Consider the following 24,407-nt stretch of genomic DNA (forward strand, 5'->3'; position numbering starts at 1 on the left):
GCCATGTACGCGCAGACCCTCGGCAGCGGACCCTCGCTGGCGCTGATCCACGGCTGGGCCATGCATGGCGGGCTGTTCGCGTCGCTGGTCGAGCGCCTGGCCGACGATTACACCCTGCACCTGATCGACCTGCCGGGCCACGGCCATGCACGCGAAGACCGCACGCCGCTGGACCCCGCGCCGATCGCGAGCGAACTGGTCGCGCGCATCCCCGATGCGGTCTGGCTGGGCTGGTCGCTGGGCGGGCAGTTCGCGCTGCGCGCCGCGCTCGACCATCCGCAGCGGGTGCGCGGGCTGGTGATGATCGCGTCCTCGCCGCGCTTCGTGACCGGCGCCGACTGGCCGCACGGCGTCTCGCCCAGCCTGTTCCGCGATTTCGGCGACGCTCTGAAGCGCGATTTCCGCGGCACGCTTGAAGGTTTCCTGGCGCTGGAGGCCCTGGGCTCGGCCAGCGCCCAGGACGAGTTGCGCAAGCTGCGCAGCCAGGCCTTCGAGCGCGGCGAGCCGGCCGAGCATGCGTTGCAGGAAGGCCTGCGCCTGCTCGATACGATCGACGTGCGCGCCGAGTTGCCGCGGCTGGCCGTGCCCAGCCTGTGGATCTCCGGCCGCCGCGACCGCCTGGTGCCCGCCGGCGCGATGCCGGCCGCTGCCGCGCTCGCGCCCCAGGCACGCAGCGTCGTGCTCGACCGCGCCGGCCACGCCCCGTTCCTGAGCGCGGCCGAGCAGGTCGCCCAGCTGATCGACGAATTCGCCTCGGCCCTTCCGCCGCAGAGCGCCGCCGAGGCATCGCTTTAATTCCCCACTACGCGCCCGTCGCGCCCACGACGAGCGCCTGCCATCGAATCCGCCTTACCGATGACCGATCTGTTCGACCACCGCCAGGTACGCCGCGCCTTCTCGCGTGCCGCGCACGGCTACGACGGCGCCGCCGCGCTGCAGCGCGAAGTCGGCGCACGCCTGTCCGAAACCCTGGATTATCTGGACGACCGCGCGCCCGAGGTCGTGGTCGATGTCGGCTGCGGCCCCGGCCACGCCGCGATCGCGATGCAGAAGCGCTGGCCGCGCGCGCAGCTGATCGCGCTGGACCTGGCCCTGCCGATGCTGCAGGAAACCCGCCACAACGCCGGTGGCGGCGGTCTGCCGCGTTTCCTCGGCGGCGCGCGTCGGCCCGATGCGGTCTGCGCCGACGCGCGCGCGCTGCCGCTGCGCGATGCCAGCGTCGACGTGCTGTATTCCAATCTGTGCCTGCAATGGGTCGAGGACCTGCCGGCGGTGTTCGCCGGTTTCCGCCGCGTGCTCAAGCCCGGTGGCCTGCTGCTGGTATCGACCTTCGGCCCGGACACCTTGTTCGAGCTGCGCGGTGCCTTCGCCGAAGCCGACAACACACCGCACGTGAGCCTGTTCCCGTCGATCGCGCAGTTCGGCGACGCCTTGATCGCGGCCGGCTTCAAGGACCCGGTGCTGGACCGCGACGAGTTCACCCTCAAGCACGACGATCTGGGCGATCTGATGCGCGAGCTGCGCACCCTGGGCGCGACCAACGCCATGCGCGAGCGCCGCCGCAGCCTGACCGGCCGCGCCCGCTTCGCTCGCGCGGCGCAGGCCTACGAAGCGCTGCGCGGCGACGACGGCCGCCTGCCCGCGACCTGGGAAGTGGTCTATGCCCACGCCTGGGGCCCGCAGCCGGGCACGCCGATCCGGGTCGGCGGCATCGACGAAGTGCAGGTGCCGGTGGCGAAGATTCCGATCCGGAGACGCACGTGAGCGCACGCCGTCTCGCCCTGGCCGCCGTCGCGATCGCGCTGGCGTCCGCGTTCTTCTTCACCTGCACCTACGTGCTCAACCGCGCGGCCGCGGTCGGTGGTGGGCATTGGGCGTGGACGGCCTCGCTGCGCTACCTGATCACGCTGCCGCTGCTGCTGGTGGTGATGCCGATGCAGGGCGGCGCGGCGCCGGTGTGGCGCGCGATCCGCGCGCATCCCGGGCCGTGGCTGGTCTGGAGCGGGGTCGGTTTCGGGTTGTTCTACGTCTGCCTGAGTTGGGCCGCGGCGAGCGGGCCCTCATGGCTGGTCGCGGGCACGTTCCAGCTCACCGTCATCGCCGGCATGCTGTGCGCGCCGTTCCTGTACCGCGACCAGCGCGCGCGGATTCCGCTGCCGGCGCTGCTGGTCGGTGCGGTGGTGGTGGTGGGCGTGCTGCTGATGCAGTTCGGCCACGGCGGCGGCCGCTTGGATCGCGAAGGTTGGATCGCGTTGATCTGCGTGGCGGTGTCGGCGTTCGCCTATCCCCTGGGCAATCGCGGTCTGCTGTTGCATCTGGAGCGCAGCGGGATCGAGTTGAACGCGACCCAGCGCGTGTTCGGCATGACCCTGGCCAGCCAGCCGCTGTGGCTTGCGGTCGCGGCGTACGCGTTCGCTCAGGCCGGCCTGCCTTCGGCCGGACAGCTATGGCTGGCCGCCGGTGTGGCGCTGGGCGCGGGCGTGATCGCGACCGTGCTGTTCTTCCAGGCCACCGGCATGGTCCGCAACGACCCGACCGCGCTGGCCGCGGCCGAAGCGATGCAGGCCGCGGAGATTCTGTTCGCGACCTCGATCGGCGCGCTTTGGCTGGGCGAAGCCTGGCCGCAGGGACGCAGCCTGATCGGCGCTTTGATCGTGATCGCGGGCATCGTCGCCTTCAGTCTGGTCGCCGCACGCACCGCGGCGGGCGACGATCACCGCACCAAGGAACTGCGCAGCGACCGCGGCGCCTGAGCCGCGTCAGTGCGGCGGCGCCGTCGGCTCCGCCAGGCGCGGCGCGAATTCGACCTGGAAGATCACCCGGCGCTCGTACGGCGTGCCCAGCTCGGTCGCGCGATGGCCCAGCATGGCGATGCGCGTTCGCAGTTGCGGCCACGCCGCCTGTTTGCAGATCCAGACGGCGCCCGGCTCGTGCTCGGCCAGTTCCTGCGCCAGCGATTCGTCGAATTCCGGGTTGAAGCGCGCACCGGCGACGGGTTCCAGCGAGATCTTCTCGATCTCGGTATCCAGGTGCAGGTGCAGGCCGTAACGCGCCATGTCTTCGACGAACACCACCTCGCGCACCGGGCCGGGTGCGCGCGCCCGGATCGCCTCGGCCCAGGCCGACGCGTCCTTGTGGGTCGGCCAATAGACCGCGGCCAGCTTGAGCGCGAGCAGGACCGCGATCAGCGCCGCCAGCCGCGGCCACGACGGCAGGCCACGGCCTTCGCCGTGGCGCTGCCGGGCCGCGATCACCGCCAGCGGCAGGAACAGCGGCAGCAGGTACAGCGGCATGCGCGATTGCGCCAGGCAGAACACCAGCAGCGGCAACAGCAGCCAGATCGCGAGCAGCAGGGCGGGCGCATCGTCCGTGCGCCGCCCGCGCTCGCGCCAGCCGCGCAGCGTCGCCGGCAACGCGCGCACCCAGCGCCACAGCGCCGGCGTCCACGGCAGGGTGCCGAGCAGGAGCGTAGGCGCGTAGACCTCGATCCAGCCGTACCACTCGCCGTGGCGGCCGAACTCGTTGGTGGCGACGCGGTTCATCACCTCGTCGCCGATGAAGTAACGGAACAGACCCGGATGATTGGCGATCACCGCCACGTACCAGGGCAGGGCCAGCAGCACGAACAGCAGCAGGCCCGACCACTGCAGGATGCGGAAGCCGCCCGGCGCGAGCAGGTTGAAGGCCAGGATCGGCAGCAACAGCAGCAACGCCGGCGGCCCCTTGCACAGGAAACCCAGCGCGAAGCCCACCCACATCAGCGCGATCCAGCTGCGCGCACGCAGGCGTTCGCGCGCGGGCTCGGCCAGGGCCGGGCCGAAGCGCGCTTCGACGTAGGCCCACATCGCCAGCCCGGTGCAGGCCGACAGCAGGTAGTCGGTGGTGATCAACTGCGAGGCGCCGACCGTGAACGGCATGGTCGCGTAGATCGTCGCGGCCTGGGCCTGCGCGCCCGGTGCGAGCCTGCGCGCGACCCGCCAGGCCAGCCATACGCTGAGCAAATAGGCCAACGCCGCCGGCAGCCGCGCGGCCCAGGCGTGGTGGCCGAACGCGGCGACGCTGGACGCGATCGCCCAATAGGTCAGCGGCGGTTTGGTCCAGTGCGCGACTTCGTGGCTGCGGCGCGGATTGATCCAGTCGCCGGTGTCGAGCATGTTCAGCGCGACGTTGGTGTAGCGGCCTTCGTCGGGATCCCAGATGCCGCGGCTGCCGAGAAAGCACAACGCCAGCGCCAAGGCGAGCGCGGCGATCCAGAAGGCGGGCGAACGCGGGAGTCGCAGCATACGGGGGCCGTGGGCGGCGGTCGGAAACCGCCACAGCCTAGCGGAGCGAATGTTACGGATCGGTCGCAGGCGCGGCGGCGCCGAGGCGGCCGCTCAGCTGACCTGGGCGATCCATTCCTGCAGGTTGTAGTAGTTGCTCACGCGCTGGATGCGGCCGTCGCGCAATTCGAAGAACGCGCCGCCGGGCAGTACGTACTTCTGCCCGCGCGCTTCCGGCAGGCCGGCGTCGCTGGCCAGGTATTGGCCGTGGACCACGTACTCGGCCGCGGCGCGGCTGCCGTCGGGCGAGACCAGCACCACGATGTCGTGCAGTTGTTCGCGATAGCTGGCCTGCATGCGTTGCAGGAACTCAGCGAACGCGGCGCGGCCGGTTTCGCGCGGGCCCTGGTTGAGGTCGTGGGCGACATCGTCGGAGAGCAGGGCGAGCATGCCGTCCCAGTCGCCACGGTTGAAGGCTGCGTAGTAGGCCAGCACCACCTCGGTGGCGCGGTCGTGGCTGCGGGTGCCGTCTATCTTCATCGGGGGCCTGGCTGATCGGGCGTGGGTCGCGGCGATGATACCCACGCCGTGCGCAGGCCACGTGAGCGCGGTCGAAGAACGCACGATCGGCGGCGTCGGACGCGCCCGCAAACACCGAGGGCCCGCGATGGCGGGCGCTCGGCGCGGACTGCGGTCGAGGCGGAGCTTAGATCTGCACCTCAGATCTGCACCATCGCGCGCTGGCGCTGGCGCAGCATGCTCAGGGTCAGCACCGTGGCCAGCAGCAGCGTGGTCACCGCGAAGATGCCCATGCCCAGATTGGCGCCGCTGATGCCGCCGGCCAGCGCGGCCGCGCCGGCCTGGTTGGGCGTGAAGCTGGCGGCGAGCATGCCGGTGTAGTGCATGCCGCACACCGCTACGCCCATCACCAGCGCGCTGCCCAGCATCTGCAGCCAGCCGCGCAGGTTGAAGGCCAGCCACAGCGCCACGATCGAAGCCACGATCGCGATCGCCGCCGAAACCGCGACCAGGGTCATGTCGTAGTGGATGTCGGCCGGCATGCGCATCGCCGCCATGCCGCTGTAGTGCATGCCGGTCACGCCCAGGCCCATGAAGATGCCGGCCACGATCAACTTGCCCCAGCCGAATACGCCGGCGCTGGCGATCGCCAAGCCGGCCATGCACGAGACGATCGCGATCACCGCCGAGGCGATGGTGATGGTCAGGTCGTACGTCACCGGAATCTTCATCTGGCAGGCCAGCATGGCGATGAAGTGCATCGCCCAGATCGCACCGCCGCCCATCGCCGCGCCGGCGGCGAAGATCGCGCGCCAGCGTTGCGCGCCGTGCGCGGCCGGGATCGCGATCGCGAGCTGCAGGGCGGTGAACGAGCCCAGCACCGAAACCAGGTAAGAGAGCACGACCAGCAGCGGGTCGTGTAGGCATTGGATGGCGTGATCGTGCGGCATGGGTAGTCCCCCGTGGTGGTTGGCGTACTCAGGCGTGGAACTCGAAGCAGCAAGTCTCCGCGCCGGTGTTGCGGCAATGGCTTTCGACCACACGCACTCCTTCGGCACCGTGGAGTCCGCCGAGCAGGCCGCCGAGCATGCCGCGCAGGAAATGGCAGGAGGCGCCGTGCTCGCCGCGATGGCAGAAGGGGCTGTTCTTGATCCGCAGGGTGTCTTCTTGGAGTTCGGCCTGGACCAACTGGCGCATGGCCGGCAATGCGATGTGGCGGACCGAGTCGGCCAGGGCGAGGTGGCCGCCCAGGGCGTAGTCGCGCTTGTAGACCCAGGCGCCGACGCGCTGGCCGATGTAGCGCAAGGTGGCTTCGCGTTGCGGCGGCGGCAGGTCGTGTTCCAGGGCCAGCAACTGGATGAAGATGTTGGGGTAGTCGCGGGCGAGCTGCGGCAGCAGCGACTCGACCCGGCGCGTGTCCATCGCGGTGGCGGCATCGTCGGCGGCGCCGGCGGGCTTGGACGGCGCCCCGCCATTGGCCTTGGGCGCGGCCGGCGCGGGCGCGCTGACCGTGTTGGCGACGCTGGCGTCGATCGCCGAGGCCTCGAAACTATTGACCAGGTGATGGGTGCCCAGACGCTCTTCGAGCATCAGCAGCCCGTTTTCCGGGCCGCGTACCACCATGGTCAGGACGACGCCTTCTTCGCTGTTGACCATGCGCTGGCGCAGCAGGGTGAACCCCGCGGCGATCACGGTCTGGCCCAGGGCCAGCAACAACCCATCGCGGCGGTCTGCGACCACCCGAAACTCGACATCCACCATCAGCCACCCCTTCGGCTAAACGTTGTTCATGCTTGAACGAAATGGTCGGATCTCGTCGCGCACGGGCGTTCAATGAATCAACGCCGTGGGGTGCGCTGCGTAGCTCAGCGTGCCAGTCGCATACGCAAAAAAATGGTAGGGATGTCACAAATAAAACATAAGGCATCGTCGTCGATGCCAGTCGTTGCGACCGACGCTGCAGTCAGCGCGCGAACAGACTCGCCAACGCGTCCGGATCGACGTTGCCGCCGGACAGGATCACGCCGACTTTTTGCCCGGCGAAACGCGAACGGTTCGCGAATACCGCCGCCAGCGCGACCGCTGCGGAGGGCTCCAGCGCTTGTTTTGCGCGCTGCAGGAACAAACGCATCGCGGCCACGGTGTCGGCGTCGTCGACCACCAGCGCTTCGACGGCATAGCGTTGCAGCAAGGCGAAATTCGGCGCGCCCAAGGTGCCGCGCAATCCATCGCAGATCGTGTCCGGTTCGAACTCCGTAATACGTTTGCCGTCGCGCAGCGAGGCGTGGGTCTCCGCTGCGCCGGCCGGTTCGGCCACGAACAAGCGCGTCGACGGCGATACCGCGGCGCTGGCGATGGCGGTGCCGCTGGCCAGGCCGCCGCCGCCGACCGGCGCGATCAATGCGTCCAGCCCGCGCACGGCGGTCAGCAGTTCCAGCGCCGCCGTGCCTTGCCCGGCGATCACGCGCGCGTCGGTGTAGGGATGGACCAGTTCGGCGCCGGTCTCGGCCTGGACCTGCGCGCACTTGGCCTCGCGCGCGGCGATGTTCGGCGCGCAGCGGTGCAGGGTGGCGCCGTAGGCTTCGATCGCCGCCAGCTTGGCCGCGACCGCGCCGTCGGGCACGACCACGTGGCAGGCGATGCCGCGGGTGCGCGCGGCCAGCGCCAGCGCGGCGCCGTGGTTGCCGGAAGAATGGGTGACCACGCCGCGCAGCGCCTCGGCCTGCGAGAGGGACCACACCGCATTGCAGGCGCCGCGGAACTTGAACGCGCCGACCCGTTGCAGGTGTTCGGCCTTGAAGTGCAGCTCGCAGCCGGCCAGGGCGTCGATCGAGCGCGAGCGCAGCACCGGGGTGGCGTGGGCGTGAGGGGCGATGCGTGCGGCCGCGGCCAGCACGTCGTTGAAACCGGGCAGGGGAAGTTCGCTCATTGTCGCGAGACTAACGCACCCGATGCGCCGCACTCCATGCCGCCGCCGCGGCGCCGTTCATGCGCGTTCGTCGGCCGCCTCGCGCCGGCCGAGCAGGCTGACCGCGGCCGAGCCCGCGACCACCAGGGCCGCGCCGATCCAGCCCAGCGCGGAGATCCGTTCCGGCGCCAGCATCTGCGGCCAGAACGCGTGCACCACGGTCACCGCGACGATGCACAGCAGCGGCGTGGTCGCCAGAATCGCCGACACCCGCGAGGCCTCCCAATGCGCCAGCGCCTCGGCGAAGGCGCCATAGGCGCCGATGGTGTTGAGCGCGCAGTAGGCCAGCATCGCCCAATGGAAACCGTCCAGTTTCAGCAGCGTCGAGGGCTGCGCGAACGGCAACAGCAAGACGCTGGCGGCGATATAGATGAACAGCAGGATCTGCATCGAGCCCAGCTTCATCAGCAACTGCTTCTGCAGCAGCGCGTATAGCGCCCACACCACCGCGCCGACGATCACGAAGGCCGAACCCAGCACGTAGCCGCCGGCGCGGCTCGCGCTGGCGGGCGCGGCCTCGGCCGCCCAGGCGTGGACCAGCTGGTCGCGGAAGAACAGTCCCAGCCCGGCCAGCAACAGCATCAGGCCTAGCCACTGCGCGGCGCGGAAGCGCTCGCCGAACACCCAGATGCCGCCGAGGGTCATCAGCAAGGGCGCCAGCTGGATCAACAGCTGGGCATTGGCCGGCGAGGTGTACTGCACGCCCAGCAAATACAGCACGTAGTTGCCGATCAGCATCACCGCGGCGGTCGCCAGCAGCGCCCAGCCGCGTCGGCCGAGGCTGCGGTAGCCGCCCAGGCGCCCGCGCATCCCGAGCCAGACGCCGGTGAACCCGGCCGCGACCAGGAACCGGAACCAGGTCAGGGTGATCGGGTCCAGGGTTTCCAGCACGATCTTCAGCGCGATCGGCAGGGTCGCCCAGCACGCCGCGGTGATCAGGGTCAGCAGCAGGCCCAGCCGCCAATGGCCGGAGGTACGGTGCAGGGTCATGGGGGACTCGAAAGCGGAGAACGGGGCCGCATGCGCGCCCGCGGACCGGCATGCTGGCACCGGTGCGCGCGAGCGGCAATGCGGGTCCGGTCGGTTCGGCCGCCGACACTGGTCGCGCGAGGCTGAACCGGTCAGGATGGGTCGTCCCGCAACCCGCCGAGTTAAGCCCGAGTTCAATGCGTCGGGCCGAAGCTGACGGCACACCCTGGGGGGTCCTGCCATGATCCGCAAACTGATCCTGCCCGTCGTAGCCGCCGTCCTGTTGGCCGGCTGCTATCCCGATTACGTCTATCGCGACGGCGCGCGCGGCGACTATTACTACGGTCAGCCGAGCACCGAGTACCGCTATTACGGTTCCTACGGCGGCTACTACCCGTACGGCGATTCCTACCGCTTCGGCTACCGCTACGGCGGCGGCTACCCGTATCCGTACGGCTACGGCTATCCGGGCCGCTACGGCTATGGCTACGGTTATCCGGGCTATTACCCCGGCTACGGCTACCCGGGCCACCGACCGCACCGCCCGCATCGTCCGCCGGTGGTGACCAATCCGGGCCAGCCGACCAACCCGCCGCCCCCGGGCCGGCCGGACAACGACCGCTCGCCGTGGCGCAATCTGGACGGCATCCGCCGCCAGCACGCCGACGGCAACCGTCCGCCGACCTACGTGCCGTCGCAGCCGATGCCCCGGGTCCAGCAGAGCGCCCCGCCGCGCCGTGAAGGCGGCTCGCGCATGGAGCAGACCTTCCGTCGCGCCGTCGAGAGCCGGAACGACCATCGGCCGGCCACCCACGAGCAGTAAACCGGCCGTCGGTACCGGGGGCCGCAAGCGCCGCTGCCATAGCGGGTTTGCGGTCACATCTCAGGGTATTGCATCGGGACCGGACTGACCGCAATCTACGGGTATTGACCGGCTGCGTCGCATTTGGACGTAGTCGGTAAGACAGCCTGACTATGTCGGCGCCCGGCGAGGAATCACGGATCCCCCCTGTTCCGTCCCCGTCGGGCGTCGGCGCCTCTCCCGGCCACGGCGCAAGGCTTTGCGCCCCGCGCGTTCGACGCGCCAGGCCCACCGGATAGCTGAGAATCGGCGCGAATCGCGCAAAAAATAAGGGGCCGAATGTCCCCCGACATTCGGCCCCCTGCTTCCCCCGCGAGCGCTTGGCCAGCCCCTGTTCCAATTCCGACCGGCGTCTAGCGCCTGCCCCGCTGGGTGCATGAGTTATGACGCAGGAACCGTGCCAAGTTTCGACGCCGACGCACCCACCGGCGCCATGCCCTAAAATTCCGCCCGCCGCCCCGCGGCGCCGGACCCTGCGATGACCGATTCTTTCTACCAATACGATGTGATCGTGGTCGGCGGCGGCCACGCCGGCACCGAGGCCGCCCTGGCCTCGGCGCGTGCCGGTGCGCGCACCCTGCTGCTCACCCATTCGGTCGAGACCGTCGGCGCGATGAGCTGCAACCCGGCCATCGGCGGCATCGGCAAGGGTCACCTGGTCAAGGAGATCGACGCGCTCGGCGGCATCATGGCGCGCGCCGCCGACGCCGCCGGCATCCAGTGGCGCCGCCTCAACGCCAGCAAGGGTCCGGCCGTGCGCGCGACCCGCTGCCAGGCCGACCGCGCCTTGTACCGCAGCTACATCCGGCGCGCGGTCGAAGCGCAGCCGAACCTGACCCTGTTCCAGGCCGCGGTCGACGACATCGAGTTCGATGACGGCCGCGTGCGTGCGGTGATCACCCAGACCGGCCTGCGTTTCCAGGCGCAGGCGGTGGTGCTGACCGCCGGCACCTTCCTCGCCGGCAAGGTCCACGTCGGCCAGACCACCTACGCCGCCGGCCGCGCCGGCGACCCGCCCGCGATCGCCCTGGCCGCGCGCCTGCGCGAAGGTCCGTTCGTGGTCGACCGGCTCAAGACCGGCACCCCGCCGCGCATCGACGGCCGCAGCCTCGACTACTCGGTGATGGAGGAGCAACCCGGCGACGATCCGCGACCGGTGATGTCCTTCCTCGGCAGCCAGGCCGACCACCCGCGTCAGGTCTCGTGCTGGATCACCCACACCTCCGAGCGCACCCACGAGATCATCCGCGGCGCGCTCGACCGTTCGCCGCTGTACACCGGCCAGATCGAAGGCACCGGACCGCGCTACTGCCCCTCGATCGAGGACAAGGTGGTGCGTTTCGCCGAGAAGGCCAGCCACCAGATCTTCGTCGAGCCCGAAGGCCTGGACGTGGCCGAGATCTACCCCAACGGCATCTCCACCTCGCTGCCGTTCGACGTGCAGCTGGAGCTGGTGCGCAGCATTCGCGGCTTCGAGCGCGCGCACATCACCCGTGCCGGCTACGCGATCGAGTACGACTACTTCGATCCGCGCGGCCTCAAGACCACGCTGGAAACCAAGGCCGTCGCCGGTCTGTACTTCGCCGGCCAGATCAACGGCACCACCGGTTACGAGGAAGCCGCCGCGCAGGGCCTGCTCGCCGGCGCCAACGCCGCGCGCCAGGTGCGCGGCGCCGAAGGCTGGAGCCCGCGCCGCGACCAGGCCTACCTGGGCGTGCTGGTCGACGACCTGATCACCCACGGCACCAGCGAGCCCTACCGCATGTTCACCTCGCGCGCCGAGTACAGGCTGCAACTGCGCGAGGACAACGCCGACCTGCGCCTGACCCCGACCGGCCGCGAACTCGGCCTGGTCGACGACGCGCGCTGGAGCGCGTTCGCGCGCAAGCGCGAGGCGATCGAGCGCGAGAGCGCGCGTCTGGCCGCGGTCTGGGCCGCGCCCAACAACGCCCTGGGCCGCGAAGTGACGCAGACGCTGGGCATCGAGCTCAGCCGCGAGACCAGCGCGCTGGACCTGATCAAGCGTCCCGAACTCGACTACGCGCAAGTGACCTCGGTGCCGTCGCTGGGCCCGGCGGTGGACGATGCGGCGGTGGCCGAGCAGGTCGAGATCGGCGTCAAGTACGCCGGTTATCTCGATCGCCAGCGCGAAGAGATCGCGCGCCAGCAGCGCAACGAAGGCACCGCGATTCCGGACGGCTTCGACTACGCCGGCGTGCACGGATTGTCGGCCGAGGTGCAGCAGAAGCTGGAGCGCGTGCGTCCGCAGACCGTCGGCCAGGCCCAGCGCATCCCGGGCATGACCCCGGCGGCGATCTCGCTGTTGCTGGTGTACCTGACGCGAGCGCGGCGTTCGCGGGTGGCCTGAGGCGCACGTCGATTCGCGCTGCGGCCGCGTAGGCGGCCGTATGGAACCACGCGTCGCGGTATCGGGCGCCGGCTTCGACGATTCGACGCCCGCGGTCCGGCGCATGCGCACCCCGCCGGGCTGGATTACCCTGCCGGGATGAAATCCAATCCGGCACTCGCGATTGCGTTCGTCCTGAGCCTGGCCGCCTGCGAGCGCGCCGCTGCGCCGTCGCCCACGCCGGACATCGTGGCGGCACGGACGCCGGCCGTGCGGCTGGACGCGAGCGCCTGGCGCTTGCCGGTCGAGGCCGCCGCCGCGCAGCCGGACCTGCTCGCGACGCCCGACGGCGGTTTGCTGTTGCTGTGGATCGAGCCGCGCGAAAGCGGCCATGCGCTACGTCTGGCGCAATCGCGCGATGCCGCGCATGCGGCCTGGTCGGCGCCGACGCAGGTCGCGGCCGGCGACGACTGGTTCGTCAATTGGGCCGACACGCCGCACGTGATGGCGACCCAGGACGGCGCGCTGTGGGCGCATTGGCTGCGCAAGTCGGCGAGCGCGCCCTACGCCTACGACGTCGCCCTGGCGCGCTCCGGCGACGAGGGCATGACCTGGTCCGCGCCGGTCCTGGTCAACGACGACGGCACCGCGACTGAGCACGGTTTCGTCTCGTTGTGGCCGGCCGCCCGCGACCGCCTCGGTATCGCCTGGCTGGACGGTCGCCGCAACGCCGCCGCGCCCGCCGACAAGGCGCACGCCGGCCACGATGCGCACGGCGGCACGATGACGCTGCGCAGCGCGGTGATCGACTCGCAATTGCGGCGCAGCGACGAGCTCGAACTCGACCGCATGACCTGCGACTGCTGCCAGACCGACGTCGCACTCACCGAACACGGCGCGCTGCTGGTCTATCGCGATCGCAGCGCCGAGGAAATCCGCGACATCGCCGCCTCGCGCCGCGATGCCACCGGCTGGACCGCGCCGCGCCCGGTGCACGCCGACCGCTGGACCATGCCGGCCTGCCCGGTCAACGGGCCGGCGGTGGCCGCGCGCGGATCGCGCGCCATGGTGGCCTGGTACACCGCGACCGGCGAAGTGCCCACGCTCAAGCTCGCGCGCAGCGAGGATGCCGGCGACAGTTTCGCCGCGCCGCGGGTGCTGGACCAGGGCGCGCAACTGCAAGGGCGCGTCGATGTCGCGCTGGGCGAGGATGCGGTCTGGCTGCTGTGGCTGCGCGAGGATGCGAACGGACAGTCGCTGCAGCTGGCGCGCTACGCCGCCGATCTGTCGGGCGAACCGCAGCGCATCGAAGTCGCCCGCTTGCAGGGGCGCGGCCGCGCCACCGGTTTCCCGCAACTCGCGCTGTCCGGCGATGCGGCCTATGCGGTCTGGACCGACGTGGTCGACGGCCGTCCACGCCTGCAGGGCGCGCGGATCGTCGCGCGCTGAAGGCTCAGGTCGCGTCGCTGGCGTACAGCAACAGCTCCTCGGTGTCGTCGCCGAGCTGCACGGTGCGCTGATAAGCCAGGCCGATCTTGTCCAGCACCTTGGTCGAGGCCCCGTTGCCGGGCGACACGATCGCCAGCACCCGCGGCAGCGCCAGCGGACCGACCGCATGCGCGAGCACCGCGGCGCAGGCCTCGGCTGCATACCCTTGGCCCCAGTAGCGCGGCAGGAAGGCGTAGCCGATATCGGCATCGGGCAGGGTGACGCGCCGCACCAGGCCGCTCAAGCCCATGGCCGCGCCGTCGTCCTTGCGCCGCACCAGCCACAGGCCATAGCCGAGCTTGGCGTAGTTCGCGACCTGGCCTTCGATGTAGCGCACCGCGCCTTCCAGATCGTGCACGCCACGGTCGCCGATGTTGGCGAGGAACGAAGGTTCGTTGAGCAGTTCCAGGATGAACGCCGCGTCCGCCGGCGTCAGTTCGACCAGCGTCAGGCGTTCGGTTTCGATCACGGTAACCACGCAGCACTGCCCTCCGGTTGCACGACGGATGTTGCCGAATACGGATGTCGCTAAGTACGGATGTCGCTAAATACGATGTCGCCCAGTGTCGCCGCTCGGCTAAGCTCGACGCCAGTCCTTGCCTGTCCTTATGCGATGAACCGCGACGCCGATCCCAGCGATGCGGCCCGGCTGGACGCGTGCTTCCGTCGCGCCATCGAACCTGTCCGATCGTTACGCTGCTGCGAGTGCCCGGTCGCTCGGCCAGCGCGCGCAGTTGGCACGGGCTCACCTCGAAGCGGGGAGTCCGGCGACGATGGCCGGGTCCGTAGCGAACCAAAGCACGAAGACCGAGATCAGCACGGACAGCAGCGCGACCACGTACGAGCCGGCGACGCTGGGCCTCGACCGCCTGAAGCCGAAACGGAGCGGCCGCCCGAAGATCGCGAACGCCAGGATAAAAGCCGCGTACACCGGTGCCAGATAAATACCGAGCGCGAAGTTGCGCCCCGCGGCCGCCATCGCCAGGATCACGCAGGCCAGCGCGCCGGCGCCGAAAAGCAGACGGTAGAAGCCGGACTTCAAGCCCCGCGTGATGATCAAGTCAGCTCCCGTCGCCTGACGCGGGCACCTCGCCCGCGATCTCCTGCCCAATCATGATCCGATGCCCGTCGGCGGTGCGCAGTCCGAATTCGCGCATGCCCCAAGGTTGGTCCTTGATCGGGCCGCAGGCGCCGGGCGCGTGGGCTTCGACGCGGGCGTGGTAGCCGTCGGCATCGTCGACCATCAGATAGGCGTAGTAGCCGTGGCTGCCCAGCGCGGACGGCGCCAGATCGTCCGGGCATTCGCCGAGCATGATCGTGCAGTCGTCCTTGCGCACGAACACCCAGCCGGGATGTTCGGCGACGACCGAGAAATCCAGCGCCTCGACATAAAAGCGCACGGAGGCCTGCAGTTCGTGGACCGCGAGTACGTAGTGTTGGCGCAGGATCGTGGACATGGATGGCCTCGCGACTACGGCGACTCGGCCCGGTCGCCTACTTTTCCTTGCGCCAGTTGACCGAAGCGCGGTTCTCGATCGTGCTCGATTCGATCTCGATATCGAAGCCCTTGCGCAGCAGGTACTTCAGCGTCAGCACCTGGCCGGTGCCGAGCAGGGACACGCCGTAGCCGACGTACAGCCGCGGCGACAGGTACTTGCCCACGCCCAGCACCGAGCCGCCGAGGGCGCGGCTTTCCATCACGCCGGCATCGTCCAGGCCGATCTTGGCGCCCAGCTGCGAGGCCAGCATGCTGCCGCCGGCCGACAGCGCGGCGCTGGCGGCGTTGAGCTGGCGGCTCTCGTCGCCGCTGGCGCTGGACAGCGGGCGGCCCAGCGCGAGGTAGGCCAAGGCTTCGGACTGCGAGCTGGCCGGGTTCGACCAGACGTTGGCCTGCGGCGCGCTGGCGCGGCCGCTGATGTCGACGCCGGCGGTGACCTGGCCGACTTCGCGTTCGGCGCGGATGTCGAGGATGGGGTCGGACACCGGCCCGTTCGACCAGGCCAGGTGGCCGCGGGTGATCTGCAGCTTCTGGCCGTAGGCGCGATAGCGGCCGTCGACATCGAGGCGGCCGCTCGCGGTCATCTCGCGGCCGGGGCGCGCACGCACGCGCATCTGGCCTTCGAGGCTGCCGTCCAGGCCGAAGCCGTTGAGCTTGACGTCGTCGCCCAGCGCCAGGGTCAGGTCCAGGTCCAGCGGCGAACTGCCGGTGTCTTCGGGATCGGCCGGATCGAGCACGACCACGTCCGGCGACGCCGACACGCCCTGGTCGAGACGCTCCAGGTCGATCCGCGCCGAAGGAATCGTGACCGTGCCGGTGACCTGCAGCGGTTGCCTGGCGGCGTAGCGCACGGTCAGGTCGGGGTCGGCGACCGCGCGCAGGTCGCGCGTGTCCGACATCAGCACGTTCTTGCCGCGCAGGCTCAACACCAGCGGGGTATCGTCGCCCTGCCAGCCCAGGGTGCCGTCGATGTTGAGCGTGCCTTCGCCCGAACGCACGCTGCCGACGATGCGTGCGCTGCCGTCGGGCTGCGCGTCCAGGCGCACGTCGCCGTTCTGCAGTGCGATCGCCAGCGCCGGCAGTTCGGTGCTGAATTCGCTCAGCCGCGCCTGTCCGCCCAGGCGCGGCGCGTCGCGCGTGCCGCTCAGGCTGATGCGGCCGTCGAGCTTGCCCTTGGGATCGACGATGTCGGGCGAGAACAGTTCGACCCAGGTCAGTTCGTCGGTGTTGATCGCGACCTCGCCGTCCAGCGGCGAGTACGCGTCCCAGCCGGTGGCGATGCGCGCGTCGATGCGGCCGTCGTCGTTGAGCACCGCGCCCAGGTCGGCTTCGATCCGGCGCGGATCGAAGGTCGCGCGCAGGCTGAGGTTGCTGTAGCGCACCGGTTCGCGGCGCGAGCGTTCGCTGAACTTCATGCCGCCGCCGGCCGAGGTCACGGTGGCCTGGCCGCGCCAGGCACTGCCGACCGGACGCAGCTCGCCGTCGACCGCGATTTCGCCGCGCAGCAGCCACGGCCGCTTGTCGGAGCGTTCGGGCAGATACGGTTGCGCCAGCGTCAGCGGCAGGCCCTGGCCCTTCACGTCCAGCCCGCGTCGCGGCCAATCCGCGCTCGCGCACAGCGAGCCGCCGCCGCTGGAGGCGAGGCAGGCATTGCTGAGCGCGCCGTTCTTGCCGTCCCAACGAAATTGCGCGGCCTGCTGCAAACGCCAGGATGCGCCCTTGCTCGGCGCCAGCTGCAAGCTCGCCAACGCGCCCTGCCAGCCCGCGCCGCGCTTGTCGGCATGGCCGGACAATTCGAGCGTGCCGATCTCGCCGCGCGCGTTGCCCTGCAGTTGCAGCGACTCGACCGCGCCACGCGCGTCGAGCGCGACCGTGTCCATCGGCAGGCCGACGTCCAGACCGCTGGCGCGCACTTCGATCGCGCCGCCGCGGCCGCGCCAGGGCAGCTTGCCCTTCGCCAGCAGGGTCTCGGCGCGGTAGTCGCTGTACTTCAGGCCGCTGCCGCTGAGGTCGGCATCGATGTTGGGCGCATCGCGCGCGCCGGTGAGCTTGAGCGTGCCGCGCAGGCTGCCGGCGGTATCGGGCAGCAGGTCGTTAAGCTGCAACGGCGAGAACTTCGCGTCCACGTCCATCGTCTGCGCGAGTTTGCCCTTGGCGTCGATGCGGCTGCCGCCCAGCGACAGCGCGACTTCGCCTTCATAGGCGTCGTCGCTCTTGCCGGTCGCGGCGCCGTGCATCAGGAAGCGGCCGCGGCCCTGCAAGGGGCGGTCGCGCAGGCGGCCGCCGAGCTGGCTGGCATCGACCGCGATCTCCAGGCCGCCGTCGGCGCGGGTGTCGCCGCGCGTGACCAGCTTGCCGTTGACCGCGCCCTTCCAGTCGGGCGCGAAGTAACCCGGATCGAAACCGGCCAGGATCGCGTCGAAGTTCCAGCCCAGCTTCGGCGCCCAAGCCACGTCGCCCTTGCCGTCGAGGCGGCCGGTCGGCATCTGCGCCTGCAGGGCGTTGAGGGTCATGCGCTGGTCGTTGCCGCGGCCGTCGAAGCGCACGGTCGCGACCTGCCTGTCGCGCTCGATGCGCGCCTTGCCGATCGCGGCCCAGGCCTGGACCGTGCCGGCGAAGCCGAGGTCGGCGTCGGCGACGATCGCCGCCGTGGTGGCGGCCGCCGGCGGCAGCGGCGTCTTCGCGCTCGGCGCCGGCGCCGAGCCGCCCCAGCGCAGGCCGCGCGCATTGACCGCGAACTTGAAGCGGCCGTTCTGCGCGTCGGTGAAGTCGGCGTGGCCGCGCAGGGTCGCGGTGCCATCGAAGATGCGCAGCGCCAGCGGCTGCACGTCCAGCACCTGTTCTTCCAGTCTGACCTTCGACGGCAGGATCTCGGCGCGCAGGTCGCCCTGCGCGAAACGGCCGCTGAGTTCGGCCGCGCCGCCGACGCCGTGCAGGTCGAGCTGCGCCGCCAGCGGGGTTTCGCTGGGGGCGGCGTCGGGCGAAAGCAGCATGCCGATGTCGAGCGCATCGGCCTTGGCGCGTAACTGCCAGCGCGGATCGTCCTTGCCGCGCAGGGTCAGGCTCGCGCGCAGCGGGCCGGGCGCGTAGCCGGCCACGGCGACGTCCATGCGCGCCAGATCGCCCTTCGCGACCAGGCCCAGCCGCGGCGGCGTGCGCCCGGCGGACGCGGGCAGCACCGCGGTGGCGACCAGGTCGGTGCGGTAGTCGTCGCGCGGCGCGTACTCGCCGTGCAGGGTGATATGCGCGCGGTCGCTGTCGACGTTGAGCTTCTCGACCTTGAGCTTGCCGGTTTGCGCATCCAGGCCGCCGCGCAGCTTGCGGATGTCGATGATGTGCTCGCCGGCCTGGCTGATCTTCATGCGGTCCACGCGCACGTCGTCGGCCTGCAGCGACAGCGGCGGCGCGATGTCGGGCAGCACGTCGGGCCAGCTCGGGAACTTGAAGGGCTCCTTGCTCTTGGGCACGTCGAGGGTGGCGTCCTCGACCTGCAGCGCGTCCAGGCGCAGCTTGCGGCCCAGCAGCGGGCGGATATCGGTGTCGAGGTAGACGCGCTCGGCGCGGAAGTCGATGCCTTCGTAGGCGAAGTGCACGCCGCGCAGGGTCAGCGGACCGGACGCGGGGCCGTCGGCGTCGCGCCAGGTGAAAGTCGCGTTCTCGGGCAGGCGCGCCTTGATCTGGTTCAGCAGCACGTTGCGTCCGCCGACCGTGGCCAGCAGCCAGTACAGGGCGAACGCGATCAGCAGGGTCAGCGCGCCGGCGACGAAACTGCTGCGCCAGGCCCAGCGGCGCGCGGTCGCGCGTCGGCGCTGGCGGCGCTCGGCGAGCAGTTCTGCGGCGGTCTTGGGCGTGTCGCTCATATCCGTGTGCGGTCTTGTCCTGTGGCGCAGGTGCGCGGCGCTTTAGAGATCGGCGCCGATGTTGAGGTAGAGCTGAAAACCGGAATCCGGATCGTTGAGGCCGCGCGCGATGTCCACGCGCAGCGGGCCGACCGGCGAGCGCCAGCGCACGCCGACGCCGACGCCGGTATGCCAGTCGGGCGTGCCGTCGAAGGCGCTGCCGCTGTCGACGAACACCGCCGCGCCCCAGCTGTCGTTGAAATACTGCTCGAACTCGAGGCTGCCGGTGGCGACGTTCTTCGCGCCCAGCGCGTACTGCTTGCCGTCGTTGCCGGGAATGCGCGGGCCGACTTCGCGCCAGGCGTAGCCGCGGATGCTGCGGTCGCCGCCGGCGAAGAAGCGCAGGCTGGGCGGCATGTCGATCAGCGCATCGGTAAAAGTGTGGCCGAGCTCGCCGCGCGCGATCAGGCGGCTGCGCTCGCCCAACCCGCGGTACCAGCGCGCGCTGGCGTGGGCCTGGGCGAAGCTGGCGTCGGAGCCGGCGCCTTCGACGCCGCCGCGCAGCATGACGGTCGCGCCGAAGGCGTTGCGCGGGTAGATGCGGTCGTCGGCGTCGACGTATTCGGCGCGCAGCGAGGGATAGGTGAAGGTGGCGCTGCGGTAGTCGACCGGCGTGCTGGCGTCGTCGTCGTCGTCGATCGCATAGGCCCAGCGCTCGCGGAGGACATGAACGGAGGCGGTCGCGTTCCAGCGCCGGTTGATCTGGCCGCTGCGGCTGGCGACGATCTCGACCCGGCGCGAGTCGATGTAGTCGGTCTGCTCGTCGGCGAGCTGGGCGCTGAAGGTGTACCAGCCGTCCAGCCAGGTGAACGCAGGAATCCGGTACTGCAGGGTCGCGGTCTTGCGCTTCTCGGCCCAGTCGACCTGGGCCAGCGCCTTGTGGCCGCGGTCGTTGACGTAGCGGCGCTCCACGCCCATGCGCACGCCGGCGCCGCTGTCGGTGCCGAAGCTGACGCCAGCGGTGTAGATGCTGCGCTTGGCCGGGGTCAGGGTGACCTTGACCGGCACTTCGCCGTCGACCGCGTTTTCCGGCTGCGGCTGGATGTCGATGCTGGCGAAGTAGTCCAGCCGCGCCAGCGATTCGCGAAAGCGGTCGAGCTTGCCCTGGTGGTAGTAGCTGCCCTGTTCCCAGTACACCAGCTTGTCGAGCAGGCTGTCGCGGATGATCCGCTGGGGCGTCTGCTCGAAGCTGATCGGGCCCATGTCGTAGCGGTCGCCGCTGCTCCAGACCAGGTCGATGTCGGCGGCGCGCTCGGCGCGCGTGACCTCGACCCGGCGCGAGGTGAAGTCGGCGTCGAAGTAGCCGCGCTCGGCCAGGCGGCGGGTGATCTTGGTCTTGCTGGCTTCGTAGATCTCGTGGTCGAAGACGTTGCCGATCTGCGGCTGGAACGCGGCCAGGTCTTCCTTGAGATAGCGGTCCTCGCTGCCGGCGCCGAGGATGGCGACGTCGGAGCGGCGCACCCGCACCGGCTCGCCCTTGTCGACGGTGATGACCACCGAAACCTTGGCGTTGGAGCGCGGGGCGGCGGCGTTGGGATCGTTGGGGTCGGACGACGCGGGCGCGGCCGCCTGGGCGGCGGCATCGGCGCGTTCGGCACGGGCGATGGCCTCGCTGGGCGCGTCGGCGCTGGTCGGGTCCACGCGGTTGGGCGCTGCGCGGTCCGTCGATGCCGAGTTCGCGTCGGCGCCGGCGTTGGCGTCCTGGGCCGGCACCGCGGCAGCGCCGGCCGCCGCATTGCGCGTGCCGTTGCCGCCGCTGCGGGTGTCTTCGACCTTGATCGTCGGCGAGTAGTAGCCGAACGGTTCCAGCGCCTCGCGCGTCTCCTTCTCGGCCTCGCGCAGCAGATAGCCCAGACGCCGGCCCGACACTTCCTTGCCGATCGCGTCGACCAGCGACAGCGAGGTGCGGACGTTGAGGGTCATGGTCTCGTCCAGACCGCGGACCTCGACCGCGGTGACGGTCGCCGCCTGCGCCACGCCGCAGGCGCTCAGGGCGAGGGCAGCAGCGAGGATGAGGCGGGGGAAATGGGGCATGCGGGGGAGGATAACCAACGAAGGCGGCCATTGCTTGCGCGCATGTGGCGATCGAGCGCCGTGTTAAGCGCACGTGATGCAATGTGCACGCCGATGGTGATTTTCTGTGCCGCTCGATGTGCCTTTGCTTTCCCTTCTTGCAGCAGGGCAAAGGGATTCGCTACTCGGCGTCGTAGCGACAGCAAGCCCTCGCGCGCGTTACGCGCCCGCCGCCCCCATTCTCGAAAGGGAGCAGGGAGGCTGGCTTCGCCTTTGCAAGGGCGGCCATGGAGCGTTCGCGGCCGGTTTCCCCTTTGCGAAAGGGGCCGAGCAGCGCCGGTGGCCGGCTTCCCCCCTTTTGTGAAAAGGGGGCGCTTTTTCAGCGGCGCCTGTCAGATCGACAAATGCTCGATCGCCGCGACGCTGCCCAACCTGTCCGACAAGCGCTTGAGCAGGGCCAGGCGGTTGTTGCGCACGGCCGCGTCGTCGACGTTGACCATCACGCCGTCGAAGAACGCATCGACCTGCGGCCGCAACCGCGCCAAGCGGCCGAGCACGGCGACGTAATCGCGCTGCGCCAGCAGCGGATCGGTATCGGCGACCGCGGCATCCACGACCTCGGCCAGCTCGCGTTCGGCGTTCTCGGCGAACAGCGCCGGATCGATCGCGGTCGGCAGCTCGCCTTCGACCTTCTTGAGGATGTTGCGGATGCGCTTGTTGGCCGCGGCCAGAGCCTCGGCTTCGGGCAGCAGGGCGAATTCGGCGATGGCTTTGAGGCGGCGGTCGAAGTCGAGCAGGGAGGCCGTCTTCAGTTCCGCGACGGAATTGAATTGCTGCGTCGGCACGTTCTGGTCGGCGTAGTAGCTGCGCAGACGGTCGAGGATGAAATCCTGCAGCTCGTCAATTTCAGCAAGCGAGGTACCGCCCACGACCGGCGCCGGCTTACTCGCTTCCACGCCTGCGTTTGCGGCGCCGTCGGCGGCCTTTCGGCGATCGTCGGTGGCTTTCAGCGTCTTCGCGAAGCTCACCTGATCCAGAGCGGTGTTCAACAAGCTTCTCAGGTTGAGATCAAGCCCCGTCTCGATCATCGTTCGAGCGAGTCCCAATGCGTTGCGTCGCAGCGCGAACGCATCCTTGTTGCCGGTCGGCTTGAGGCCCGCGGCGAAACCGCCGGCCAGCGTGTCCAGACGCTCGGCGATCGCCAGCACCTGGCCCAGCTTGGACGGCGCAATCGCGTCGCCGGCGTAGCGCGGCATGTAGGCTTCGTCGAGCGCGGCGGCCAGTTCCAGCGGCTGGTTCTCGACCGCGGCGTAGTAGCGGCCGGCGATGCCCTGCAATTCCGGGAATTCGTTGACCAGACGCGATTGCAGATCGGCCTTGGACAGTTCCGCCGCGCGCCGCGCGAGCTGCGGGTCGACGCCCGCGGCTTGCGCCACCGCTTCGGCCAGCGCGGCAACGCGCGCGACCTTGTCGGCGATCGTGCCCAGCTTGTCCTGGTATTTGACCGTCTTCAGGCCCTCGTTCATCGAGGCCAGACCCTGCTTCATGTCCTCGACGAAGAAGAACTTGGCGTCGGCGAAGCGCGGGCGGATCACCCGCTCGTAGCCCTTGCGCACTTCCGACTCGTCGCGGCTTTCGATGTTGGCGATGCCGATGAAGCGCTCGCTGAGCTTGCCGCTGGCGTCCAGCACCGGGAAGAACTTCTGGTTCGCTTCCATGGTCGCGATCAGCGCTTCCTGCGGCACGGCCAGGAACGCGGCCTCGAAGCTGCAGGCGATCGCCTTGGGCCATTCGGTCAGGCCGTTGACCTCTTCCAGGATGCCGGCGTCGATGCGCGCGCTGCCGCCGTCCGCGCTGGCGGCGGCGGTCACTTCCTGGACGATGCGCTCGCGGCGCTCGTCCGGATCGACCAGCACTTTGGCGCCACGCAGGAATTCCACGTAATCGTCCGGCGTGCTGAACCACACCGACTTGTCGTGCATGAAACGGTGGCCGCGGCTCATGCGGTCGCTGCGCACGCCGAGGATCTCGGCGTCGACCACGTCCTTGCCCAGCAGCACCACCAGCCAATGCACGGGCCGGGCAAAACCGTAGTCGTGGTCGCCCCAGCGCATCGGCTTGGGAATCGGCATGGCGGCGAGCGCGTCGCGGATCACGTCCTGCAGCAGCTCGCGGGTCTGCGCGCCGGGCTTGACCGCGCGGTGGACGAAGCGTTCGCCCTTGGCGTCGCTGGTCTTCTCCAACTGCGTCCAATCGATGCCGGCCTTGGCGGCGAAGCCCTGCAGGGCCTTGGTCGGCTGGCCGTCGGCGTCGAGCGCGATGTTGAGGTAGGGGCCGAGCACTTCGGACTTCTGCTCCGGCTGCTCGGTGGCGACGCCCTTGAGCAATACGGCCAGGCGGCGCGGCGTGTACAGCGGCTTGGCGCCGTCGCGGTCGTAGGCGATGCCGCGCTTGGCCAGGCCGTCGATCACGCCGTCGAAGAAGGCCTGGGCTAGGCCGGGCAGGGCCTTGACCGGCAGTTCTTCGGTGCCCAGTTCGATCAGCAGCGGCTGCATGTGGGTCTGCTGGGACATCACGCGGCCTCCTGCTTGTCGCGCTTCAGGCCCGGGAAGCCGAGCTTCTCGCGCTGCGCGTGGTACGCCTCGGCGACGCCCTGGGCGATGCGGCGCACGCGCAGGATGTAGCGCTGGCGCTCGGTCACGCTGATCGCGCGGCGGGCGTCGAGCAGGTTGAAGGAATGGCTGGCCTTGCAGACCTGGTCGTAGGCCGGCAGCGGCAGGCCGAGTTCGATCAGCTTCAGCGCTTCGGCCTCGCAGGCGTCGAAGCGGTGGAACAGTTCGGCCACGTCGGCGTGCTCGAAGTTGTAGGCGCTCTGTTCGACTTCGTTCTGGTGGTAGACATCGCGGTAGGTCACCGGCGTGCCATCCGGACCGTAGGTCCAGACCAGGTCGAACACGTTGTCGACGTTCTGCAGGTACATGCACAGGCGCTCGAGGCCGTAGGTGATCTCGCCGAGCACCGGCCGGCACTCCAGGCCGCCGGCCTGCTGGAAATAAGTGAACTGGGTCACTTCCATGCCGTTGAGCCAGACCTCCCAGCCCAGGCCCCAGGCGCCGAGCGTCGGCGATTCCCAGTTGTCCTCGACCAGGCGCAGGTCGTGCACCAGCGGATCCACGCCCAGCGCCTTGAGCGAATCGAAGTACAGCTCGACGATGTTGTCGGGGCTGGGCTTCATCGCGACCTGGTACTGGTAGTAGCGCTGCAGGCGATTGGGGTTTTCGCCGTAGCGGCCGTCGGTGGGGCGGCGGCAGGGCTGCACGTAGGCGGCGTTCCACGGCTCCGGACCCAGCGCGCGCAAGAAGGTCGCCGGGTGGAAGGTGCCGGCGCCGACTTCCAGGTCGAGCGGCTGGATCAGCACGCAGCCCTGATCGGCCCAATAGGCGTTCAGGCGCTGGATGAGCTGCTGGAACGTGGGTGCGTCCGTCACTATCGCTGGCGAATTCGCAGACATGTTCAAAGAGTGCCGTGAACGGGGCGCGCTAGTATAGCGGCCGCCCCCACGGTGTCTGAGCAGGCAGGAGC

19 protein-coding genes are annotated in these 24,407 nt (G+C 70.0%); 6 read left to right on the plus strand and 13 right to left on the minus strand.

What is annotated here, in order from left to right; genetic code table 11:
- Positions 1-3: 3 nt before the first annotated feature.
- From bioH to ASD78_RS00130, 3 genes are read left to right on the plus strand one after another with little or no spacing between them, the layout of a single operon-like run.
- On the plus strand, positions 4-795 hold the full coding sequence (bioH, locus tag ASD78_RS00120) for a pimeloyl-ACP methyl ester esterase BioH (RefSeq protein ID WP_055907271.1): 792 nt from the start codon (positions 4-6) through the stop codon (positions 793-795).
- Positions 796-855: 60 nt separating this feature from the next.
- A complete protein-coding gene (gene bioC, locus ASD78_RS00125; RefSeq protein WP_055907275.1) occupies positions 856-1,764 on the plus strand; it encodes a malonyl-ACP O-methyltransferase BioC in 909 nt (302 codons plus the stop codon).
- Positions 1,761-2,753, plus strand: coding sequence for a multidrug resistance efflux transporter family protein (locus tag ASD78_RS00130; protein ID WP_055907278.1), 993 nt, complete (start codon positions 1,761-1,763; stop codon positions 2,751-2,753). Before bioC ends, ASD78_RS00130 begins: the two co-directional genes overlap by 4 nt.
- A 6-nt stretch (positions 2,754-2,759) precedes the next feature.
- Here ASD78_RS00130 and ASD78_RS00135 read toward each other — a convergent pair whose 3' ends face one another.
- The 6 genes from ASD78_RS00135 to ASD78_RS00160 form a co-directional block, all read right to left on the minus strand.
- The gene (locus tag ASD78_RS00135; protein ID WP_055907281.1) at positions 2,760-4,283 is read right to left on the minus strand and encodes a glycosyltransferase family 39 protein; all 1,524 of its coding nucleotides are present in this window, start codon (positions 4,281-4,283) and stop codon (positions 2,760-2,762) included.
- A gap of 93 nt (positions 4,284-4,376) precedes the next feature.
- Complete coding sequence (locus ASD78_RS00140) at positions 4,377-4,802, minus strand: ketosteroid isomerase-related protein (RefSeq protein ID WP_055907283.1); 426 nt, start codon at positions 4,800-4,802, stop codon at positions 4,377-4,379.
- 179 nt (positions 4,803-4,981) lie between these two features.
- On the minus strand, positions 4,982-5,731 hold the full coding sequence (locus ASD78_RS00145) for an MHYT domain-containing protein (protein WP_055907286.1): 750 nt from the start codon (positions 5,729-5,731) through the stop codon (positions 4,982-4,984).
- Between the two features lie 28 nt (positions 5,732-5,759).
- Positions 5,760-6,542: a V4R domain-containing protein gene (locus ASD78_RS00150; RefSeq protein ID WP_055907289.1), complete on the minus strand. Its 783-nt coding sequence runs from the start codon at positions 6,540-6,542 to the stop codon at positions 5,760-5,762.
- Between the two features lie 202 nt (positions 6,543-6,744).
- Positions 6,745-7,710, minus strand: coding sequence for a pyridoxal-phosphate dependent enzyme (locus ASD78_RS00155; protein WP_055907292.1), 966 nt, complete (start codon positions 7,708-7,710; stop codon positions 6,745-6,747).
- A 57-nt stretch (positions 7,711-7,767) separates the two neighbouring features.
- A complete protein-coding gene (locus tag ASD78_RS00160) occupies positions 7,768-8,739 on the minus strand; it encodes a DMT family transporter (protein WP_055907295.1) in 972 nt (323 codons plus the stop codon).
- Between the two features lie 220 nt (positions 8,740-8,959).
- Between ASD78_RS00160 and ASD78_RS00165 the strand changes: the two genes are divergently transcribed.
- The 3 genes from ASD78_RS00165 to ASD78_RS00175 all read left to right on the plus strand — a co-directional run bounded on the left by ASD78_RS00165 (position 8,960) and on the right by ASD78_RS00175 (position 13,376).
- Positions 8,960-9,541, plus strand: coding sequence for a hypothetical protein (locus tag ASD78_RS00165; protein ID WP_055907298.1), 582 nt, complete (start codon positions 8,960-8,962; stop codon positions 9,539-9,541).
- Between the two features lie 517 nt (positions 9,542-10,058).
- The gene (gene mnmG, locus ASD78_RS00170; protein ID WP_055907300.1) at positions 10,059-11,948 is read left to right on the plus strand and encodes a tRNA uridine-5-carboxymethylaminomethyl(34) synthesis enzyme MnmG; all 1,890 of its coding nucleotides are present in this window, start codon (positions 10,059-10,061) and stop codon (positions 11,946-11,948) included.
- 138 nt (positions 11,949-12,086) lie between these two features.
- Positions 12,087-13,376: a sialidase family protein gene (locus tag ASD78_RS00175; protein ID WP_056097658.1), complete on the plus strand. Its 1,290-nt coding sequence runs from the start codon at positions 12,087-12,089 to the stop codon at positions 13,374-13,376.
- A 4-nt stretch (positions 13,377-13,380) separates the two neighbouring features.
- Here the strand turns inward: ASD78_RS00175 and ASD78_RS00180 are convergent, their stop codons facing one another.
- The 7 genes from ASD78_RS00180 to glyQ form a co-directional block, all read right to left on the minus strand.
- On the minus strand, positions 13,381-13,893 hold the full coding sequence (locus tag ASD78_RS00180; RefSeq protein ID WP_200944099.1) for a GNAT family N-acetyltransferase: 513 nt from the start codon (positions 13,891-13,893) through the stop codon (positions 13,381-13,383).
- A 267-nt stretch (positions 13,894-14,160) separates the two neighbouring features.
- Positions 14,161-14,475, minus strand: a complete 315-nt coding sequence (locus tag ASD78_RS00185) for a hypothetical protein (RefSeq protein WP_056097660.1) — start codon at positions 14,473-14,475, stop codon at positions 14,161-14,163.
- A gap of 1 nt (position 14,476) precedes the next feature.
- The gene (locus ASD78_RS00190) at positions 14,477-14,872 is read right to left on the minus strand and encodes a VOC family protein (protein WP_056097661.1); all 396 of its coding nucleotides are present in this window, start codon (positions 14,870-14,872) and stop codon (positions 14,477-14,479) included.
- A gap of 37 nt (positions 14,873-14,909) precedes the next feature.
- Positions 14,910-18,773 carry a translocation/assembly module TamB domain-containing protein gene (locus ASD78_RS00195; RefSeq protein WP_056097662.1) on the minus strand — a complete coding sequence of 1,288 codons (3,864 nt, stop codon included), beginning with the start codon at positions 18,771-18,773 and terminating at the stop codon, positions 14,910-14,912.
- A gap of 42 nt (positions 18,774-18,815) precedes the next feature.
- Entirely contained in the window at positions 18,816-20,846 is a 2,031-nt protein-coding gene (locus tag ASD78_RS00200) for an outer membrane protein assembly factor (RefSeq protein WP_056097664.1), read from the minus strand.
- Positions 20,847-21,217: 371 nt separating this feature from the next.
- The gene (glyS, locus tag ASD78_RS00205; RefSeq protein WP_056097666.1) at positions 21,218-23,398 is read right to left on the minus strand and encodes a glycine--tRNA ligase subunit beta; all 2,181 of its coding nucleotides are present in this window, start codon (positions 23,396-23,398) and stop codon (positions 21,218-21,220) included.
- Positions 23,398-24,312: a glycine--tRNA ligase subunit alpha gene (gene glyQ, locus ASD78_RS00210; RefSeq protein WP_056097668.1), complete on the minus strand. Its 915-nt coding sequence runs from the start codon at positions 24,310-24,312 to the stop codon at positions 23,398-23,400. The genes glyS and glyQ overlap by 1 nt, the downstream gene beginning before the upstream one ends.
- Positions 24,313-24,407 lie beyond the last annotated feature (95 nt).

The organism is Lysobacter sp. Root667 (assembly GCF_001427715.1).
Taxonomy (GTDB): Bacteria; Pseudomonadota; Gammaproteobacteria; order Xanthomonadales; family Xanthomonadaceae; genus Lysobacter.

Bases quoted from the DNA above. Each gene is read 5' to 3' on its own strand.
- bioC (WP_055907275.1), top strand. From the start codon at position 856: ATGACCGATCTGTTCGACCACCGCCAGGTACGCCGCGCCTTCTCGCGT.
- bioH (WP_055907271.1), top strand. From the start codon at position 4: ATGTACGCGCAGACCCTCGGCAGCGGACCCTCGCTGGCGCTGATCCAC.
- ASD78_RS00195 (WP_056097662.1), bottom strand. From the start codon at position 18,773: ATGAGCGACACGCCCAAGACCGCCGCAGAACTGCTCGCCGAGCGCCGC.
- mnmG (WP_055907300.1), top strand. From the start codon at position 10,059: ATGACCGATTCTTTCTACCAATACGATGTGATCGTGGTCGGCGGCGGC.
- glyS (WP_056097666.1), bottom strand. From the start codon at position 23,398: ATGTCCCAGCAGACCCACATGCAGCCGCTGCTGATCGAACTGGGCACC.
- ASD78_RS00140 (WP_055907283.1), bottom strand. From the start codon at position 4,802: ATGAAGATAGACGGCACCCGCAGCCACGACCGCGCCACCGAGGTGGTG.
- ASD78_RS00145 (WP_055907286.1), bottom strand. From the start codon at position 5,731: ATGCCGCACGATCACGCCATCCAATGCCTACACGACCCGCTGCTGGTC.
- ASD78_RS00155 (WP_055907292.1), bottom strand. From the start codon at position 7,710: ATGAGCGAACTTCCCCTGCCCGGTTTCAACGACGTGCTGGCCGCGGCC.
- ASD78_RS00165 (WP_055907298.1), top strand. From the start codon at position 8,960: ATGATCCGCAAACTGATCCTGCCCGTCGTAGCCGCCGTCCTGTTGGCC.
- ASD78_RS00175 (WP_056097658.1), top strand. From the start codon at position 12,087: ATGAAATCCAATCCGGCACTCGCGATTGCGTTCGTCCTGAGCCTGGCC.
- ASD78_RS00150 (WP_055907289.1), bottom strand. From the start codon at position 6,542: ATGGTGGATGTCGAGTTTCGGGTGGTCGCAGACCGCCGCGATGGGTTG.
- ASD78_RS00200 (WP_056097664.1), bottom strand. From the start codon at position 20,846: ATGCCCCATTTCCCCCGCCTCATCCTCGCTGCTGCCCTCGCCCTGAGC.
- ASD78_RS00160 (WP_055907295.1), bottom strand. From the start codon at position 8,739: ATGACCCTGCACCGTACCTCCGGCCATTGGCGGCTGGGCCTGCTGCTG.
- ASD78_RS00135 (WP_055907281.1), bottom strand. From the start codon at position 4,283: ATGCTGCGACTCCCGCGTTCGCCCGCCTTCTGGATCGCCGCGCTCGCC.
- ASD78_RS00190 (WP_056097661.1), bottom strand. From the start codon at position 14,872: ATGTCCACGATCCTGCGCCAACACTACGTACTCGCGGTCCACGAACTG.